The sequence below is a fragment of the Candidatus Reidiella endopervernicosa genome (assembly GCF_013343005.1).
In the GTDB taxonomy this organism is placed as follows: domain Bacteria; phylum Pseudomonadota; class Gammaproteobacteria.
Genome location: NZ_CP054491.1, coordinates 713869 through 732222, shown reverse-complemented (window position 1 = coordinate 732222; position 18354 = coordinate 713869). Strand labels below are relative to the sequence as shown.

The 18354-nt window shown below is 54.4% G+C and carries 18 protein-coding genes; 4 read left to right on the top strand and 14 right to left on the bottom strand.

What is annotated here, in order from left to right; translation table 11 throughout:
- Nucleotides 1-582: 582 nt before the first annotated feature.
- The 4 genes from HUE57_RS04120 to cysC all read right to left on the bottom strand — a co-directional run bounded on the left by HUE57_RS04120 (nucleotide 583) and on the right by cysC (nucleotide 6824).
- Nucleotides 583-3060: an SLBB domain-containing protein gene (locus HUE57_RS04120; RefSeq protein WP_174672758.1), complete on the bottom strand. Its 2478-nt coding sequence runs from the start codon at nucleotides 3058-3060 to the stop codon at nucleotides 583-585.
- A gap of 727 nt (nucleotides 3061-3787) precedes the next feature.
- Nucleotides 3788-4795 (bottom strand): NAD-dependent epimerase, encoded by a 1008-nt coding sequence (locus HUE57_RS04115; protein ID WP_078483544.1) that lies wholly within the window; start codon nucleotides 4793-4795, stop codon nucleotides 3788-3790.
- Between the two features lie 30 nt (nucleotides 4796-4825).
- Nucleotides 4826-6106 (bottom strand): Vi polysaccharide biosynthesis UDP-N-acetylglucosamine C-6 dehydrogenase TviB, encoded by a 1281-nt coding sequence (gene tviB / locus HUE57_RS04110; RefSeq protein ID WP_078483569.1) that lies wholly within the window; start codon nucleotides 6104-6106, stop codon nucleotides 4826-4828.
- Nucleotides 6107-6185: 79 nt separating this feature from the next.
- Nucleotides 6186-6824, bottom strand: coding sequence for an adenylyl-sulfate kinase (gene cysC / locus HUE57_RS04105; RefSeq protein WP_078483545.1), 639 nt, complete (start codon nucleotides 6822-6824; stop codon nucleotides 6186-6188).
- Nucleotides 6825-7201: 377 nt separating this feature from the next.
- On the opposite strand from cysC, the gene HUE57_RS04100 reads away from it, so the two are divergent.
- The gene (locus tag HUE57_RS04100; protein WP_174672757.1) at nucleotides 7202-9856 is read left to right on the top strand and encodes an MASE3 domain-containing protein; all 2655 of its coding nucleotides are present in this window, start codon (nucleotides 7202-7204) and stop codon (nucleotides 9854-9856) included.
- A 55-nt stretch (nucleotides 9857-9911) separates the two neighbouring features.
- Here HUE57_RS04100 and HUE57_RS04095 read toward each other — a convergent pair whose 3' ends face one another.
- Nucleotides 9912-10187 carry a hypothetical protein gene (locus HUE57_RS04095; RefSeq protein WP_174672478.1) on the bottom strand — a complete coding sequence of 92 codons (276 nt, stop codon included), beginning with the start codon at nucleotides 10185-10187 and terminating at the stop codon, nucleotides 9912-9914.
- On the opposite strand from HUE57_RS04095, the gene HUE57_RS04090 reads away from it, so the two are divergent.
- Entirely contained in the window at nucleotides 10095-10715 is a 621-nt protein-coding gene (locus HUE57_RS04090; protein ID WP_174672756.1) for an EAL domain-containing protein, read from the top strand. The two genes, HUE57_RS04095 and HUE57_RS04090, sit on opposite strands and share 93 nt — an antisense overlap.
- Here HUE57_RS04090 and HUE57_RS04085 read toward each other — a convergent pair.
- Nucleotides 10710-10895, bottom strand: a complete 186-nt coding sequence (locus HUE57_RS04085; protein WP_078483570.1) for a hypothetical protein — start codon at nucleotides 10893-10895, stop codon at nucleotides 10710-10712. The genes HUE57_RS04090 and HUE57_RS04085 overlap by 6 nt on opposite strands.
- 112 nt (nucleotides 10896-11007) lie before the next feature.
- Here HUE57_RS04085 and yaaA point away from each other — a divergent pair, with 112 nt between their 5' ends.
- On the top strand, nucleotides 11008-11775 hold the full coding sequence (gene yaaA / locus HUE57_RS04080; protein ID WP_078483548.1) for a peroxide stress protein YaaA: 768 nt from the start codon (nucleotides 11008-11010) through the stop codon (nucleotides 11773-11775).
- A gap of 73 nt (nucleotides 11776-11848) precedes the next feature.
- Here the strand turns inward: yaaA and gshA are convergent, their stop codons facing one another.
- The 8 genes from gshA to HUE57_RS04040 form a co-directional block, all read right to left on the bottom strand.
- Nucleotides 11849-13423 carry a glutamate--cysteine ligase gene (gene gshA / locus HUE57_RS04075; protein ID WP_078483549.1) on the bottom strand — a complete coding sequence of 525 codons (1575 nt, stop codon included), beginning with the start codon at nucleotides 13421-13423 and terminating at the stop codon, nucleotides 11849-11851.
- A gap of 97 nt (nucleotides 13424-13520) precedes the next feature.
- Nucleotides 13521-14255: a hypothetical protein gene (locus tag HUE57_RS04070; RefSeq protein WP_078483550.1), complete on the bottom strand. Its 735-nt coding sequence runs from the start codon at nucleotides 14253-14255 to the stop codon at nucleotides 13521-13523.
- A gap of 33 nt (nucleotides 14256-14288) precedes the next feature.
- Complete coding sequence (locus tag HUE57_RS04065) at nucleotides 14289-14642, bottom strand: PilZ domain-containing protein (protein ID WP_172840246.1); 354 nt, start codon at nucleotides 14640-14642, stop codon at nucleotides 14289-14291.
- A 121-nt stretch (nucleotides 14643-14763) separates the two neighbouring features.
- Nucleotides 14764-15168, bottom strand: a complete 405-nt coding sequence (locus HUE57_RS04060; RefSeq protein WP_078483552.1) for a hypothetical protein — start codon at nucleotides 15166-15168, stop codon at nucleotides 14764-14766.
- 16 nt (nucleotides 15169-15184) lie between these two features.
- Nucleotides 15185-15715 (bottom strand): polyamine aminopropyltransferase, encoded by a 531-nt coding sequence (locus HUE57_RS04055; protein WP_172840248.1) that lies wholly within the window; start codon nucleotides 15713-15715, stop codon nucleotides 15185-15187.
- Nucleotides 15663-15935: a hypothetical protein gene (locus HUE57_RS04050; protein WP_135622146.1), complete on the bottom strand. Its 273-nt coding sequence runs from the start codon at nucleotides 15933-15935 to the stop codon at nucleotides 15663-15665. The genes HUE57_RS04055 and HUE57_RS04050 overlap by 53 nt, the downstream gene beginning before the upstream one ends.
- Before the next feature lie 9 nt (nucleotides 15936-15944).
- A complete protein-coding gene (locus tag HUE57_RS04045) occupies nucleotides 15945-16274 on the bottom strand; it encodes an AF1514 family protein (protein ID WP_078483554.1) in 330 nt (109 codons plus the stop codon).
- Complete coding sequence (locus tag HUE57_RS04040) at nucleotides 16264-16719, bottom strand: bacteriohemerythrin (RefSeq protein WP_174672755.1); 456 nt, start codon at nucleotides 16717-16719, stop codon at nucleotides 16264-16266. The genes HUE57_RS04045 and HUE57_RS04040 overlap by 11 nt, the downstream gene beginning before the upstream one ends.
- A gap of 149 nt (nucleotides 16720-16868) precedes the next feature.
- On the opposite strand from HUE57_RS04040, the gene ubiD reads away from it, so the two are divergent.
- Nucleotides 16869-18341: a 4-hydroxy-3-polyprenylbenzoate decarboxylase gene (ubiD, locus tag HUE57_RS04035; protein WP_078483556.1), complete on the top strand. Its 1473-nt coding sequence runs from the start codon at nucleotides 16869-16871 to the stop codon at nucleotides 18339-18341.
- The last annotated feature ends 13 nt before the right edge of the window (nucleotides 18342-18354 follow it).

Sequence of the window (18354 nt, the reverse complement as noted above, 5' to 3'; positions counted from 1 at the left end):
ATCTTCTCCGTCGTTCGCTCGCGCTCTCAACTACGAATAGGCAGACGGCGTCGACTATCGGGGACTAACCGCCCTCACTTCGCTCTCCATGGCGGTCAGCGAAGGCTTCTATAAATGTTCTCGATTCTATTTTTGCAATAATCCTATCTGTAGGATCTGCACGACCTTTCACACGAACACCCGCAAGTGTCGCCAATCCGCCCAATTGACTTGAAAGCGCCGCTAAGCACCACTCTGCTGGTCAAGTGGAGCTAGTGTTGCTGCTTGCCTTGTAGTAGTTTGGAAGGTTGTATGCGTAGTATGCTGCCGCTCCACCAGCTAGGAGCGTTACAAAAGAATAAACCATTTCCATGCCCAGACAATTAAAAGTACGCCAATAAAATCAAGCTCTGGTTCCTGATTCTGCGTTGCCTGAACCAATATACGGGCTGTGAATCTTTCACAACCTCCTTCTCTGCTGCTTCTTCAGACTTATGTTCTTTCTCTGACATGTTTGGTATTGACCGATTAATAGTTAAGTGTAGATTTCATGGTTGCACCTTTTTACATACCAATCTCAGATCCTTACTAGTCTATATGGGGTTAGAAGATTCCAATATTGTGCCAACTTGCTGCTGCCACGCCGATCTGAGCCAGGATCTTACTGACCTCAACCCACAACGTAAGGGTTCTGATGCGTTCTACATCGAGTGGAACTACGATCGTATCGCCTGGTTCTATCGAGGCTTCTGAAGTCACTTCGAACCAGCTGTTTCTACCCAGACTTACTGAGCCATCCGCCTTTACAATATAGATATGTTCATCGTCGGCCTTTGGTGTAACACCACCACTGGCATCAATGTAGTCATCTCTATTCTTATTATTCCTAAACAACAGGGTACTGGGATGGAAGACCTCTCCCATAATCGAGACCTCCTGCATCTGTTCCGGCACAAAGATGCGGTCACCATTTTTCAGCACCACATCGAATTCACTCGCGCGCCCCTCTTCCATGTCGATGAGCAATCTTGGAACATTAATCACCAGCCGGCCTACTGCCTTGGTGCTACGCAGCTGCTCTGCCAGCTGCTTTGCAATCTCGACATCATTTCCGCCGCGCGCGTTGTTATCACTCAATGCCGACGATGCGATATCCGACTCCAGTTGTGTCGCAAGCCGATTGAGCTCTTGCTGCTCACGCTCTCTCAACTCTTCCCGCAGGAAGACAACCGCCTTTGGGTAGGCGCTCTCGGTAAGACCGCCGATTCTCTTGATTAATGAACTAAGCTTCTCGCCAGCAATAATCTTGTACTCACCTGGGAAACGCACCTCGCCCTGAACATTAACCATCCGTGTTCTGCTCCACTCCGGGATCTCTCTGAAGTGGATCGTATCGAAGGGATGGAGCTCTAAGTTCTTTGCCGTCACCCCTGACAACGCCTCCTGCAGATTCACAGTTAGATGGACAACACGATTAATGCCGTCATCACTCCTGATCACACGCGTGATCTCTGCCGAAAGCCGATAGGCCTTCTCATTCAACTTTCCTGCTGCGCGTATCGCGTCATTGACACGCATACCGGCCTCGAACGGATATCTGCCTGCTCCTCGTACTGCACCATTAATCTCTACCCAGCTGACACTCTGATCACTCCAGGCACGCTGCTCAACACGCTCCAGGTAGGGCAGCACCATCTTCTGCCTCGATCCGTCATTTGCCAGACTTAGGATAACGATCTCGTCCTGCGGCTTGAGCAGCACGTTCGCATCGGACTCAGGTGAATTCAATGCGTCTCTGAGTGTGGTGGAGATGATTTTCAGCCGTCGGTCGATACCCTCCTCGCGTCCGATCAGTACATAGTCGAGATCCGCCTGCTGCCGGAGCAGATCAGTTGAGGGTATCAGGTCGACCAGACGCATTCCCTCTCGCCATTGGTAGCTGCCTGTTCGGTAGGCATAGCCACTTAACTTAACCACCTGTTCCATCGGTTTGCTGACGGGGAAAATAGTCACTCGATCACCCTGCTGAAGGGCATAGCTGGCGGTAACCTCGCTCATCATATCCAGGTCGGTCAGACTCTTGTTACCACCACCCCCTACGCGCTCGAGTTGGATGGCGCTACGGTCGGCATCGGCCTTCAAACCGCCTGCCATGGCGACCAGCTCTCCGAGGCTCTGCTGTCCCTTCAACTCATAGACTGCGGGGCGCCTCACCTCACCATCGATAGAGGCTGTGGCAACCACTGTGGGCACGAATATCACATCGCCCTGGAAGAGACGAATATCACCGCTGGTATCACCTCGCATTAAAAAGTCGTAGAGATCCAGTTTGGAAACGATCTTGCCACCTCGTTTCAACTCTATGTTGCGTAGCGAACCGATCTCCCGCACACCACCACTGAAGAAGAGCGCGTTGGTTAGGGTTGAGAGTGCGCTGACAGTATAGCTACCTGGCTTATTGACCTCTCCGAGCACAAATATCCGAATCGACCTCAACTCACCCATGGTGACATTGGCGCGAACACCAATGAACTGCTTTTTGATCATGCGGTGGATCTTTTTTTCCAGCTGTTCGAAACCCAGTCCCGCCACTGAAACCGGTCCGATTTTAGGAATAGCAACCGTACCGTTTCTTTTAACCGCTAATTCGTACTCTTCGTTCTCCTTGCCAAAGAGTTGTAGTTGAATCACGTCACCTGGCCCAATCACATAGTCATGCGGTACCGGCACATCGGTAGCTGGCGCAAAGGTAGTTGGCACCCCCTCGAAGAGGTCGTAGCCATACGGCTTTAACGCTTCCTTTCCACTCTTCTCGACCGGTAGTCGCTCAACTTTGATGTAGTAATCCTTTAGTAGTGGCTCTGCACCGAGTCTGACCGCTGCTTGCGACTCATTAAGACCAGCCATTCCCACCTGGCCAATAATCGGCATGCGAATAGAACCCTGATCGTCGACACGGTAGAGGTTACGCCCCATGTAGGGGAGCTGTTTAGACTCACGCTTCTCAAAAATCTTCTCGAGCCGACTCTGCTCCTCCTCCTGGAGTTGCTGCTTGTAGCGCGGCGCTTCACGTTCTGGCACCCTCGCATCACGACTATCTTCCTGCTGTGACTCGAGATAACGCTTCAGTTGTTCATCATCGATCTCTTCACCGTAACAATTACGGTATCCCCGCGCTCGAGCCTCTCCTCTATCTCTTGATCAAGATCATCCACCTGCTGATACTCACCTTCAGGCAGGACCAGCGTGGGAAAGGGCGGGACATTCTTCTCCTGCGCTCCGGTGTTCCGACGACTCTCAGATTAGCTGTTGCGATCATCGGACCAGCCATTTTGGGCCCAGCTGTTCGAAAGCTGGTCAGGTAGTGATTCGCCCATTCGGGAGGCGTTGACAGTAAATCCGAGGGATCGCTATTTTTGTGCGGGCTACGTTTGGAGCATCCGAATCCCGCGGACGAGCAAACTTCAGCTGCGATCTCGTTTATGCCAATACGGCCCCCGCTCGAGCCTCTCCTTTCTAACCCTCTTGCGGTCTCCACCTCCCTCGATACTCGACCTTCAGCGGACCAGCGTGAAAGGGCGCTGACATCTTCTCTGCATCGCGTTGCCTCGACCGCTCTGCAGCTGGCGAATAGGCAGATCTGCCCAGCTGTTCGACTTCAGTGGGACTACCGCCTTGCTCGCATTCGCGGATGGCGGATACTGGGAGACCTGTCGATATTAGAAATATTGAAAATGCTTTAATTAATCGCTGCTGCATACCCTCTACCTGTCACATCCCTAGATTAATCGGCAGACTAACTAAACGACTAGACCTTGAAATAATCGTTGTACCACTCAACGAAATTGGCCACACCGGTCTCAACACTGGTGGCCGGTTTATAGTCGACATCACGCACCAGGTCTTCAACATTGGCATAGGTATCTGGCACATCGCCCGGCTGTAGTGGCAGCATATTCATCTCTGCTTTTTTACCGAGACAATCCTCCAACACCTTAATGTAGTGCAGAAGCTCCACTGGCTCATTGTTGCCGATGTTGTAGACACGCCACGGCGCCATACTGCTACCCGGATCCGGCTTCTCACCTGACCACTCCGGATTCGGTTCTGCAACACGATCAAGGGTTCGTATGACACCCTCAACGATATCGTCAATATAGGTAAAGTCGCGACGGTGCTTGCCGTAGTTGAAGACATCGATCGGCTCGCCTGCGAGGATCGCCTTGGTGAACTTGAACAGCGCCATATCGGGACGACCCCAAGGACCATATACCGTGAAAAAGCGCAGCCCGGTGGTTGGCAGGTTGTAGAGGTGGCTATAGGTATGTGCCATCAACTCATTGGCCTTTTTCGAGGCCGCATAGAGTGAGAGCGGATGATCAACATTATCGTGCACCGAGAAGGGCATGCTGGTATTTGCGCCGTAGACCGAACTCGACGAGGCGTAGACGAAATGTTCAACACCGTTGTGTCGGCACCCCTCAAGCAAGTGTGCAAAGCCAACCATGTTGCTATCGACATAGGAGAGTGGATTTTCGATTGAGTAACGCACACCCGCCTGCGCGGCGAGATTTACTACCTTGTTTGGTTTCTCTTTCTCAAAGAGTGCAGCGACGCCCTCACGATCTGCGATATCCATGTGGATAAAGGTAAAACGATCATAGGGCTCGATCCGAGCCAGCCGTGCCTTTTTCAGATTAACGTCGTAGTAGTCGTTGAGGTTATCGATACCGATCACCTCATCACCACGCTCCAGCAGGCGCATCGCCAGTTGTGAACCGATAAAACCCGCCGCACCTGTAATCAGGACCTTCATCAACTACTCTCCGCTTAGAAAATTAATAATTTAAAGACGCGCCGTCACTGCGTTGGCAGGCAGCAGATACTTCACGTCGTAGACCACACCATCCTCTTTGACCAGCGCATTGATACCTTCAATGCCTAGCTCGGAGAATTGATCATGTGCAACAGCGATGATCACCGCATCGTACTCACCACCAGTCGGCAGGGTTTGGATCAGATCAACGCCATATTCATGACGAGCCTCGTCCGGATTGACCCAGGGATCATAGAGATCGATATCGATCCGGTAGCTATGTAACTCTTCAAGAATGTCGACCACTCGCGTATTGCGTAGATCAGGACAATTCTCCTTGAAGGCAAAACCAAGCACCAACACCCGAGAGCCAGCCACCCTCGCTCCGTTCTGGATCATCAACTTGACCACCTGGCTGGCCACATAGGCACCCATGCCGTCGTTGATTCGCCGCCCAGCGAGGATCACCTCGGGCTGGTAGCCGATCGCCTGCGCCTTGTGGGTCAGATAGTAGGGATCAACACCGATGCAATGACCACCGACCAGACCCGGACGAAATGGTAGAAAGTTCCATTTGGTACCCGCCGCCTCAAGCACCGCCTCTGTATCGATATCGAGTCGATTGAAAATCAGGGCCAACTCGTTAATTAACGCGATGTTGACGTCGCGCTGTGTATTCTCGATCACCTTGGCGGCCTCAGCAACGCGCACACTGGGTGCCAAATGGGTGCCAGCCTCAATAACTTCACGGTAGACCGCATCAACATAGGCCGCCACCTCTGGCGTCGAGCCAGACGTCACCTTCTTGATGGTGGTAACTCGATGCTCCTTGTCACCCGGATTGATACGCTCCGGGCTATAGCCGACAAAGAAATCGGAGTTGAAGCGAAGTCCGGAAACCTCTTCGAGGATCGGTACGCAGACCTCCTCGGTTGCGCCCGGGTAGACGGTCGATTCGTAGACGACAACATCTCCCGCCAATATCACTGAGCCGATGGCGCGGCTGGCGCTGATCAAAGGCGAGAGGTCTGGCTGCTTGCTCTCATCAATCGGCGTGGGAACGGTGATGACATAGAAGTTACAGCTCTGCAGTGAATCGAGCTGATCTGAATAGCTAAGTTGCTCAGCTGCAGCCAGAAGCTCTGGTTCAACCTCCAGGGTGCCATCATGGCCACTCTTCAGCTCTTCGATCCGTACACTATTGGTGTCGTATCCCACGGTCGGCCAACGCTTGCCAAACTCCACCGCGAGTGGAAGCCCGACATAGCCAAGCCCCACCATCCCTATCTTTACACCATCAATATCAAACATCATTTTTCCATCGCAACCAGAACTTTCTTCCGGTGCCGACTAGTAATAATTATTAACAAGCGACCGCTTTACCGATCACCTATGACATATCTGCCCCATCCGTCATCTCGGGGACGGTTATGACACCACGCTGAAGCAGTAGCTGTAGCACCTGATCGACTGAATCTTCCAGTGAAAGCGACCCGGTATCGACAATCAGCTCTGCCGCCTCTGGCTCTTCATAGGGCGATGAGATGCCAGTAAAGTCACCGATCTCACCCGCACGTGCTCGCTTGTAGAGCCCCTTAACATCGCGCGACTCACACACATCGACCGAAGCTCGGCAGTAGATCTCAAGAAAATCGCCGTGTGGTACCAGTGAGCGTACACGGTGACGATCCTCGCGCATTGGGGAGATAAAAGCCGTGAGCGATATCACACCCGCCTCGAGAAAGAGCTTACACATCTCACCAATACGGCGGATATTCTCACTGCGATCATCTACCGAAAAACCGAGGTCACCACAGAGGCCGTGACGAACATTGTCGCCATCAAAGACGAAGGTACGCATACCCATTTCGAAGAGCCGCTCTTCAATGGCGTGCGCCAGTGTGGACTTTCCCGAACCTGAGAGGCCGGTAAACCAGAGGATAGTGCTTTTATGCCCATTGACCGCTGCGCGCATCTCACGCGACACCGCTGCGTTGTGCCAAACCGTATTACTGCTTTTCTCAGACATCCTTCCCAATTTCACTCTTTTTATATAGACAGGCTGTTGCGCGTCATAATAACCGAACTATCTTGCCAATGCCCGATTCAAGCACCCTGATTTGAGGCGCTTCATAGGACACTACTCGCGCTCGAAGAAACACCATCAAATCGACGCTCAACTGTCATGACGAACACCATCAGACAGAGACAGACAACGCACTACGCAATCACTAATTCTGCGCACAATTCAGTCAATCAATACAGCAACTTAGCGACAACAACGCCGCACTGTGACCACAATCACACTTCGTCCAATTGAGCTATGCTTGAAGAGACGTTAATGTAACTAATCTAATCATAATTAAAATAAATAGCGGGTCATCGCCTCATGGGCGGGCGCATTATATGAAAACTTCTTCTTCAAACCGTCTGCTTTTCAATTCGGTCGCTGGTCGCGGCTGGTTGGTACCGATTGCGATCGCCGCGCTGCTCTACGCCATCAGTCTGCACAACTACCTGCTGTTCCATACTCTGGCGGAACTCTTCCCGATCATGGTCGCCGTTATCATGGCAGTGGTGGTCTGGCACACCTACGAATTCTCCCGCAACCACTTCCTGATGTATCTCGGCTGCGGTTATTTCTGGATCGCCATGCTCGACCTGGCACACGCCCTCTACTACAAAGGCATGGGATTTCAGGCCATCGATTCAGCCAACCTCTCCATCCAGCTCTGGGTCATCACACGTTTTTTTGAGGCATGCCTGCTAATTAGCGCACCCCTATTCATGAAAAAACCGGTCGTGCGGCTGCCACTCTTTACCCTCTTCGGTGCGATTGTAATTTCCACCTTTGCCTTGATCAATGCCGGCCACTTCCCCGACGCATTTATTGATGGCAGCGGCCTGACACCCTTCAAGGTCAATAGTGAGTACCTCATCGTGATCATCATGCTCGGTGCGATCGGCTTCACCTACTCCAAGCGCACCATGATCGACCCTTTCATTCTCAAGCTGATGCTCGCCTCTATCAGCCTCACCATCTTTGCCGAGCTCGCCTTCACCTTCTATATCAGCGTCTATGGTCTCTCAAACCTGGTCGGACACATCTTCAAACTCTTCTCCTTCTGGTTCATTTTTGCCGCGATCGTGCGCACCACCCTGACCGAACCGTTTCAGGTCATGTCTCGCGTCTCTAGTACCTACGATGCGATACCCGACCCAACCATCGTTGTCGATCGCCATGGCTATATCCACCAGGTTAATAAGGCTGCCTGCGAGATGGCGGGGCAGCCTGCTGAATCACTCATCAACCACCACTGCCACGATCTCTTCCACCCTACTGTAAAAAACAGTGAATCCTGCCCGCTTTGCGACATGATCACCAAGGGTGAATCAGTCAGCAACCTTGAACTCGAAAACCACGAGCAGTCGCGCTGGCACCTCTACTCGCTCACTCCAGTCGATAGCGGCATTCTTGAGGGGATGGTGCATGTTGCCATCGATACCACCCGTCGCAGACAGATGGAGGAGGCGCTACGCCAGTCTCGGCAAAAATTGGCACTGCATGTCCTGCGCACACCATTAGCCGTTATCGAGTGGAATCGCGACTTTGAGGTCGTCGAGTGGAACCCTGCAGCAGCGAAGATCTTCGGCTTCTCCGCCGATGAGGCGTTTGGCAGACACGCGGCCGGGCTAATACTGCCCGATTGGGCCAAAGACCACGTCAACAACGTCTGGGCTGAACTGATCGACAATCGCGGCGGCCTCAGTAGCACCAATGAGAACCTGACCAAGGATGGTCGAACCATCAGCTGCGACTGGTACAACACACCTCTGATCGATGAGCAGGGCGAAGTAATCGGTGTCGCTTCACTGGTTCAGGACATCACCGAACGCAAGCTTGCCGAGGAGCTGATCCACGATGAGAAGGAGCGCGCTCAGGTCACTCTCCACTCTATTGGTGATGCGGTTATTACAACTGACGCCCTCGGCACAATCGATTACCTCAACCCTATTGCTGAAAACCTCACCGGCTGGGAGAGCAGTGAAGCGATCGGCAAACCGGTGACCGAGGTGTTCAATATCGTCAATGAATTCACCCGCAGCCGGGTTGAGAATCCGGTTGAGAAGTGTCTTCGTGAGGGTGCCATTGTGGGTCTGGCCAACCATACCGCACTGATTCGTCGTGACAGCAGCGAGATCTCTATTGAGGACTCAGCTGCACCGATTCGCGACCGACGTGGTGACGTGATTGGCGTGGTAATGGTCTTCCACGACGTCAGCCATGAGCGTGAATTAAGCAACAAGCTCACCCATCAGGCCTCCCACGACGGCCTCACGGGATTGTTCAATCGTCAGGAGTTTGAACGTCGACTGACCGACCTGTTACTGAGCGCCCGCGAGGATCACAAAGAGCACGCGCTGCTCTATATCGATCTCGACCAGTTTAAGATCGTCAACGATACCTGCGGCCACATCGCCGGTGATGAGCTGCTGCGTCAGCTCAGCAACATCTTCGCCAAGTATGTACGCGAGGCCGACACCGTTGCACGCCTTGGCGGTGATGAATTTGGCATTCTGCTAGAGGCCTGCGACATCAACCACGCCCACCGCACAGCTGACAACCTGCGCCTGGCGGTCAAAGAGTACCGCTTCGCCTGGGAGGGGAAATATTTCGAAATCGGTGCCAGCATTGGGCTCACCGCCATCACCGACGAGAGCCAGGGGCTCTCCAAGGTGCTCAGTGCCGCTGATATCGCCTGTTACGCCGCCAAAGAGAATGGGCGCAACCGCGTACACGTCTATGTCGAGGGCGACACCGAGCTTGAGAATCGCCAAAGCGAGATGCAGTGGGCCTCGCGTATCGCACAGGCCCTCAAGGAAAACCGCTTCCGCCTCTATTCACAGGTTATTACACCGGTCAATATCGAAGATGGGCTGGTGCCACACTATGAGCTACTGGTCAGAATGGTTGATGAAGAGGGCAAGCTGATCCCACCCGGTTTTTTCCTCCCGGCCGCCGAACGGTACGACCTGATGGGTGATATCGACCGCCGCTGACCGCCATGGAGAGCGAAGTGAGGGCGGTTAGTCCCCGATAGTCGACGCCGTCTGCCTATTCGTAGTTGAGAGCGCGAGCGGACGACGAAGAAGATGCAGCAGCGGCTTTATGTCGGCGTAGAGTCACTGAGGGAGTTGTGTAGAGCCGCGAAGAGGTGATTACGCAACGTACGCAGGACGGTCGGGGCGCCGTAGGCATAAACGGTCGCGTTAAGTTTTTGCTGTTTGCTTGGGCTTGATGCCCAAAACAAACTTTCGCAAAATAGCGACTCCCCGGTGGGTTATCGAGAACGCCTTTAGCTCTTTCTTTGAGTTCTCCGAAAGGAAACATGATGAGGGAGTCAGCAACGGTTACGTATACCTGGCAATCAACCTCTCAGGTAACTCGATCGGTGACCCCTCTCTGCTCGGTTATATCCACCAGAAGCTGCGTGACCACAACATCCCACCACAGAACATCAGCTTTGAGATCACCGAAACGGCTGCCATCGCCAACCTGGCCAACGCCACTCATTTCATCAAGGAGATGCGCGCCATCGGCTGTCACTTCGCACTCGATGACTTCGGCAGCGGCCTCTCCTCATTCGCCTACCTGAAGAATCTACCGGTCGACTATCTGAAGATCGACGGTAGTTTTGTGAAGGACATCGTCACCGACCCGGTCGACCACGCCATGGTCGATGCGATTAACAAGATCGGTCAGGTCATGGGAATTCGCACTATCGCGGAGTATGTCGAGAATGAGGATATCTTCTACACCCTGCGCGACATCGGGGTCGACTTTGCACAGGGCTTCGGCATTGGCAAACCGGAACCAATATTTGACGAGGATCGCTACCACGGACAAATGGAGTTATAGCGCCTTAGAGCGTGTTACACCACAACGCGCGCAACGAAGCAGCGTCACCAACCGACCCTGCTTCACATCAAACTGCTGCGCCTTATCCACCTGCCACTTGTGATGACCATCCTTACAAAGGCTCTTGCCGCGATGCTTTTCTGACAGCTTCGGTTTCTTGAATTTAACTACATCACCCATCTGGCACTCCACCACACTCATCAAGATAGCCACATCGAAGTCACGGGAACTTCGCCGCGCATAGTAGCCAATAGTATAATTCCCGCTCTGCAATTAACGAGAACCAGACACGATGTTGATCGTCATCTCACCGGCCAAGACCCTCGATTATGAGACCGCGCCGAAGACCAAAACCTTCACCACCCCCGATCTGCTCGACGACTCGCAGCTATTGATCGATCGCGCCCGCAACCTCTCGGAACTCGATATCGCAGAATTGATGAAGGTAAGTATGAAGCTGGCCGATCTCAACTTCGAGCGCTTTCACGACTGGCACACCCCCTTCACTGCGGAGAATGCCAAGCAGGCGCTGCTCGCTTTCAAGGGTGACGTCTATACCGGGCTTGATGCCGAGAGTTTCAAAGCGGCCGATTTCAAATTCGCCCAGAAGCACCTGCGTATCCTCTCTGGTCTCTACGGCCTACTGCGCCCGCTCGACCTGATGCAGCCCTACCGACTCGAGATGGGCCGCTCACTCGACACCTCACGTGGCAAGAACCTCTACCAGTTCTGGGGCGACACCATCACCAACGAGCTGAGCAAAGCGTTGAAAAAGCAGGGTGACGAGACCTTGATCAACCTTGCCTCCAACGAGTACTTCAAGGCAGTTCGACCGAAGAGGCTCGAAGGCCGAATCATCACACCCCATTTCAAGGAGCGTAAGGGTGACGGTTACAAGGTAATCGGTGTGCACGCCAAGAAGGCGCGTGGTCTGATGAGTCGCTTTATTATCCAGAACCGTCTGAGCGAAACCGAGGCGCTGCGTGACTTTGCACAGGAGGATTACCTGTTCAACGAATCGCTCTCGAATGAGAGTGATTGGGTCTTCACTCGCGGCTAATAGCTAGCCGGTTCGCACTGCAACAAACAGGGATCAGGATCGCTGTGCGTCTACGATCCCACCCATATGAAGATCAGCGCTGTGCGAAATAGTCCGCTAGAAATGCGTCGAAATCCTCACCGTCCGACTCTTCAATCTCGCGCTGATGGCGCAACGACTGCTTCGCCTGCTCATCGAACAGTGCCATCTGTACATCATCAACGGCACGCTCCATGAAATATCTTCGATGCTGCTGCGACATGCGATTGGCGAAGTGGAAAAACGCCTCACCATTATCGCGCATCTCGTTGAGCATGCGTGCCGACGGGGTCTTTTCAGGATCGGCAACCGCTTCAACCTGCTCTGCCAGAGCCGCGCTGTAGGGTCGACCACCTTCATCGCGATCGAGCAGTTCTGAGATTGGCAGTAGCGCATCGCACACCGCACCGGCCCACTGCTTCAGGCTAACTGACTCGCCACAACGGTTAAGTGTCAGCCCCGGTTCGCGTCCGCGATGAGCGACCGTCATCTCATTGGCATCGATCTCCTGGGCCTCGCCCGCAGCGAGCGAGGGTGACTCTTCAAACAGACAGAAGATCATCAACATCTCAAGAAATCGAAGCTGTTCAGCGTTAATACCCAGAGGATCGAAGGCGTTCACATCAAGCGAGCGTAGCTCCACATATCGCACACCACGACGCTTAAGCGCCACGGTCGGCTTCTCATTCCCCTTCAGAATCTGCTTGGGACGTACCGTACTGTAGTACTCATTCTCAATCTGCAGAATATTGGCATTGAGCTGGCGATACTCTCCATCGACCTTCACCCCGATCTTTTCGTAGTCGGGGCAGGGAGTGTCGATCGCACAGTTGAGACTCTCAACATAGGCGTCGAGCGAGTCGTAACACGCCTTTATGCCACTCTCGCTCTCCTTATTGTTCTGGTAGCCGATATCACCCATGCGCAGCGAGGTTGCGTAGGGGCCATAGTAGCTAAACTCATCGAACGACTCGAGCTCGGTCGGCTCAGTACCGAGGAATGACTTGCAGATCGCCGGTGAGGCTCCAAACAGATAGGGGATCAGCCAACCGACACGCTGCAGGCTCCGGATCAGCCCCATGTAGCGCTCTGAGATAAAGTTCTGCAGCGGCTGGTTATCGCCCTCGAGTCGATGTAGCGCCTGCCAGAATGCATCTGAGAATGAGTAGTTGAAGTGGACGCCAGCGATCACCTGCATCACCCGACCGTAACGGTAGCCAAGTCCTCGACGGTAGATATTCTTCATCTGACCAGCGTTGGAGCTGCCGTATCTCGCCAGTGGAATACTCGACTCACCCGCGACCACGCACGGCATGCTGGTCGACCAGAGCAGCTCATCGCCCAGGTGGCGATAGACATACTGCTGCGTATCACAAAGAAACTTGAACACCGCCTGCATCTCGCCAACGGGTGGGGTTATTAGCTCCAGCAGCGCCTCGGAGTAGTCGGTAGTGATATAGGGGTTGGTCAGTGCCGAACCGAGCACCATCGGATGCGGCTTTTGCGAGATGCTGCCCTTCTCATTAACCCGCAGGCACTCCTTCTCCACCCCGATCGAGCCGTTATTCAATAGTTCCGCACTGGCCGAGGCGATAAAACGGGCCAGGTTTTTCTCAATCGTGGGGTACAAAATAGGGTATCCGGTGGGTTACTTGCTCTGGGATTGTCTCTGAACAGCACGTCAGATTGATGCAGATTATACTCGATCTAAAAGAGTTCGGCAGTCTCTACTCGTCAGAATCGATGCTCAGTGCGCTGGTATCGATATCGGGTGCCTCGCCCTTTTTCTTCTCGCCCAGTACCTCACCGACCTCGGCGACACTCAGTGAGCTGGTATCGATCTGTGGCGTCTCGCCCCGCTCGAACTCCGTCAACGTCTCACCGGCCTCACTGACACTCAATGCACTGGTATCGATATCAGGTGCCTCACCCTTGACCACCTCGCCCAGGGTCTCACCGACACTGCCGACACTCAGCGCACTGGTGTCGATGTCGGGTGCTTCACCCCTGACCACCTCGGCAATCGTCTCACCAACATCAGCCACCGAGAAGGCACTGGTATCTATCTGCGGTGTCTCTCCCCGCTCCTTCTCGGAGAGCGTCGCGCCAAAGGCGGCCAGTTCTGCGCTATCAAGCCCAGCCGCTGGCTGGCTGGTGGTTCTGTTCGCTGCTGCCGGCTCCTGAGTGGACGGGGTGGCGGGAGACTGTGGCTGGCTGTTCGCTGCACCGCCTGAGACCACAACCTCACATTCGGCACCCGCCTGGCGCATGGCCACCTGATATTTCTGCGCCGTCTGCTGATCGATACCGCGCTTGATCGCGATCGCCTTACCGGAGAAGAGATGGTTGATCTTCTCAACCTCGGTCTTGAACAGCGCCGCAACGCGCTGCTTCACCTCGATTAGATCGGTGCCCTCGACACGTCTGCCGCGAAAGATAACCTCGAAAGTGGGTTCAGCCATGCTCTCTCTGTCTCATCCCTTTCCAATCACCATTTACTCTTCGAACAGCGCCTGCCAGCCACGTAGATCGGCTCCCGGTCGCTCCTCGAGCTCGATACCAAGCGCGTAGCCATCCTCAAAGGCGGTGCAGCGCAGTACGGTCCCTTTAAGATAGTACTTAATTGGATTGCCCAATACCTGTGCACAGATCTCAACCTGCTGATCGGTTTCTACCGCCTCATTGGAGCGCAGACAGAAACCACCGGCCGAGATGTCGACCGTCATACAACTGACCTGCGCAACCTCAATCTCAGCACCCTCGGGTGATTCAAGTGGGCGCAACGTCACCCGATCGACCCGCCCATGTCGCTCGTCCCTGCGCCGCTCCGCTCCGTTCTCATCAGCCATTGCCATACCTCTCATGCAAAGGGACGGATTGTTAAATCCGCACCGCGTTAGTAATAACCGATATGGAGAAGCGCTGCCAGCAAACTTTAGACAGGTTCAAATCACCAATACCAACAGGGCGTTACGGTTTATTCACCAAAAAGAGGATAACCGATGCCGCCACCAGCAACAGCGATCGCATCAGATCACCACCGAGCAGAAAATGCAGTGCGCCGATCATCGCCGGCGCCTCGGCCAGTGCAATCGGCAACATCAGTGCCGAGAGCGGGTTACCACTCCCCTGACGCCCCTCTGCCTCGAGTCGACTCCGATTTGCCAGGCTTTTGCTGACCAACAGCACCACAGCCGCTACCGCCAGACCGCCATAAAAAAGCGTCGGCTGCAGCGATGGGATCGGCGCAATCTCAATCACGTTGGCGAAGAGGTAGAAGAGCATTCCCAGCATGATGAAGAAGGAGGCAAACAGTATTGCCCACAGCGTGGTGGTTGGCAGTGGTATCTGGTTATTTCCCGATTGTTTATCCATTGTGACCCCAGTTTTATTATTCGATTCTGCGCAGACGATATTTAGGACGACCATCTACATAGAGCGCCCCCACACCGCTTAACTCCTGCAGACTAGTATGCAGCTCACTGGGCTGCAACGCCTCACCGAGAAACACCCCAATCGCATTCTCGAACAGCGGCAGTGTCAGCTCATGTACGGCGTTGAATCGCCGCGTTACACGCTGGTTGGTGAAGTAACCACTGCCGCGCAGCTCCTCACGCGAGCCGAAGTTGATCACCAGTGCGCCCTCAGGGGTAAGTAGCCTGGCCAAGCTGCCCATCCACACACCCGATGCGGTAATAGCACGCTCCGCCTCCCCATCGGTATCACCAAACAGGTCGTCGATCACCATATCGAACGGTTCGCCGCGATAGCTCTCAACCCAGGCCCGGGCATCTCCCTCAACCAATGTAACCCCAGGCTGCTCGGCTTCGAAGAAGTCACGTGCCACCTGCAGATGGATCGGATTGAGTTCAACGCCAACCACAGATTCCGGTTGCAGGTAGTGGTGAAGTAAACGAATCACCGAACCGCCACCGACACCTAGCAGCAGCACCCGTTTTATCGAGCCACGGGGGGTAGTAGAGCGCGGGCAACATCAGCAGGCCCCAGACACTGCCACTGATGGGGCGATTGGGGTTGTACTGACTGTGGAAGACGCCGTTGGTATAGAGACGGCGCGTGGCACCTGCGCTACGCACCTCATAGCGTGACTCACCCTCTTTTCTATACCAGAGCAGTGCCATTAGCGTGAATTAGAGGTCGAGCGCAAGGTAGAAAAAGATGAAACGCCCCTGCTCGATATCGATCTTCAGGGTGGCACCGTGGTTAAGCCCATAGTCGACATAGCCCGGTACCGCGCTATCCATATGACACTCACTGCTGTGCTGTGGCGACTCGTAATCGCGATCGCGGTCGTACCATGAGATCAACATCACCTCACCAAGACGCGATTCGGCCTCACTATCGGCCAGCGCCATCGCAGCGATGTAGTCCTGAGGCGAAGGCTGCGGCTCAAGGGTAACCATCGTCACCTTGGAGTAGTCGGGCTCTACACCCAGGCCGCACTGTTCATCACTCGCCATATCGTCTGATCCTGAGCTTATTAGAAGAGCTTACCCAGCACCCCACCACCAAGAATTTTCTGGAAGCGTTTTGAGTACTGTTTGTCGACCTTCTGTATGTGGTCAAAGAGCCACTCCTGCAGGAAGAAGAGCAGTTCGGTACCCACCGAACGATCCCCGCCATAAACTTCTCATTCATCCCATTCAGTTTATCGATAATGCCGTCATGAACCGCCTTGTGCGGCTCATACTCCTTATATTTGAACAACCGCATAATGCTCTCTTCCACCGCAAAATGGAGCTTGGTGTAGTCGATCAGCTGATCGATCACCCCCTGCACCATCTCACGATTGCTATGCACCCGCAGCGCATCATCAAGCTCATTGATCAGACCTACCAGCACCTTGTGCTGATTATCGATCTCTTCGATACCCACACTGTAGGTATCGTCCCAGGTAATCGCCATTCTCAATCTCCAGCCAGAAATTATGGTTTTGCATCCTACTTCCGCTCAGCCGCTAGTTAAAGCAGTAATAACCCTCAGATCGATCATCTTATTTGCCTGACTTTTCACCACACCCGCATAATCGTTCGGCACAATCAGGCGTGAAAAGAATGAAATACAGAGACCTGCGAGACTTCATCGCGCAGCTTGAGCAGAAGGGCGAGCTCAAGCGCATCACCACTGAGATCGACCCCAATCTGGAGATGACCGAGATCTGCGACCGCACCCTGCGTGCTGGTGGCCCGGCGCTGCTGTTCGAGAATCCGAAGGGATCCGACGTACCGGTGCTGGCCAACCTCTTCGGCACCCCGGAGCGGGTCGCCTACGGTATGGGTGAGGAGTCGGTCGAGGCACTTCGCGAGGTCGGCAAACTACTCGCCTACCTCAAGGAGCCAGAGCCACCCAAGGGGATGAAGGATGCCTGGGAGAAGCTGCCGGTCTTCAAGCAGGTGCTCAACATGGCACCCAAGGTGGTCAAGGGCGCACCCTGCCAGGCGGTGGTACTGGAGGGTGACGAGGTCGATCTTGGCAAGCTTCCGGTGCAGACCTGCTGGCCGGGCGATGCCGGACCGCTGATCACCTGGGGACTGGTGGTCACCAGGGGACCACACAAAGAGCGACAGAATCTCGGCATCTATCGCCAGCAGGTGATCGGTAAGAACCGCGTCATCATGCGCTGGCTCTCACACCGTGGCGGCGCACTCGATTTCCGTGAGTGGCAGCAGGAACATCCCGGTGAACCCTTCCCGATCGCCGTGGCACTCGGCGCCGATCCGGCCACCATTCTCGGTGCCGTTACCCCGGTGCCCGACTCACTTAGCGAATACGCCTTCGCCGGGTTACTGCGCGGCGCCAAGACCGAGGTCACCAACTGCATCGGTTCCGAGTTGCAGGTACCCGCCAGTGCTGAGTTTGTGTTGGAGGGTTTCATCTACCCCGAGGACATGGCCGACGAAGGGCCATTTGGCGACCACACCGGCTACTACAACGAGGTGGAGTCGTTCCCCGTCTTCACCATTGAGCGCATCACCCAGCGCCAAGACCCGATCTACCACTCCACCTACACCGGGCGTCCGCCCGATGAACCGGCAGTTCTCAGCGTGGCACTCAATGAGGTCTTTGTGCCGATCCTGCAGAAGCAGTTCCCAGAGATAGTCGACTTCTACCTGCCGCCCGAGGGGTGCTCCTACCGCATGGCGGTAGTCAGCATGAAGAAGCAGTACCCTGGCCACGCGAAGCGGGTGATGCTCGGCGTCTGGTCCTTCCTGCGCCAGTTTATGTACACAAAATTCGTGATCGTCACCGATGATGACGTGAACGTGCGAGACTGGAACGACGTCATCTGGGCCATGACCACCCGCATGGATCCGGCGCGGGACACCACCATGATCGAGAACACACCGATCGACTACCTCGACTTTGCATCGCCGGTTTCAGGCCTGGGCTCGAAGATGGGCTTTGATGCTACTAATAAGTGGCAGGGCGAGACCAACCGCGAGTGGGGCAGCACCATTGTCATGGATGAGGCGGTAAAATCGCGGGTTGACCAACTCTGGGACGAGCTCGACATCCTCGACGACTAGCCCCCCCTAATCA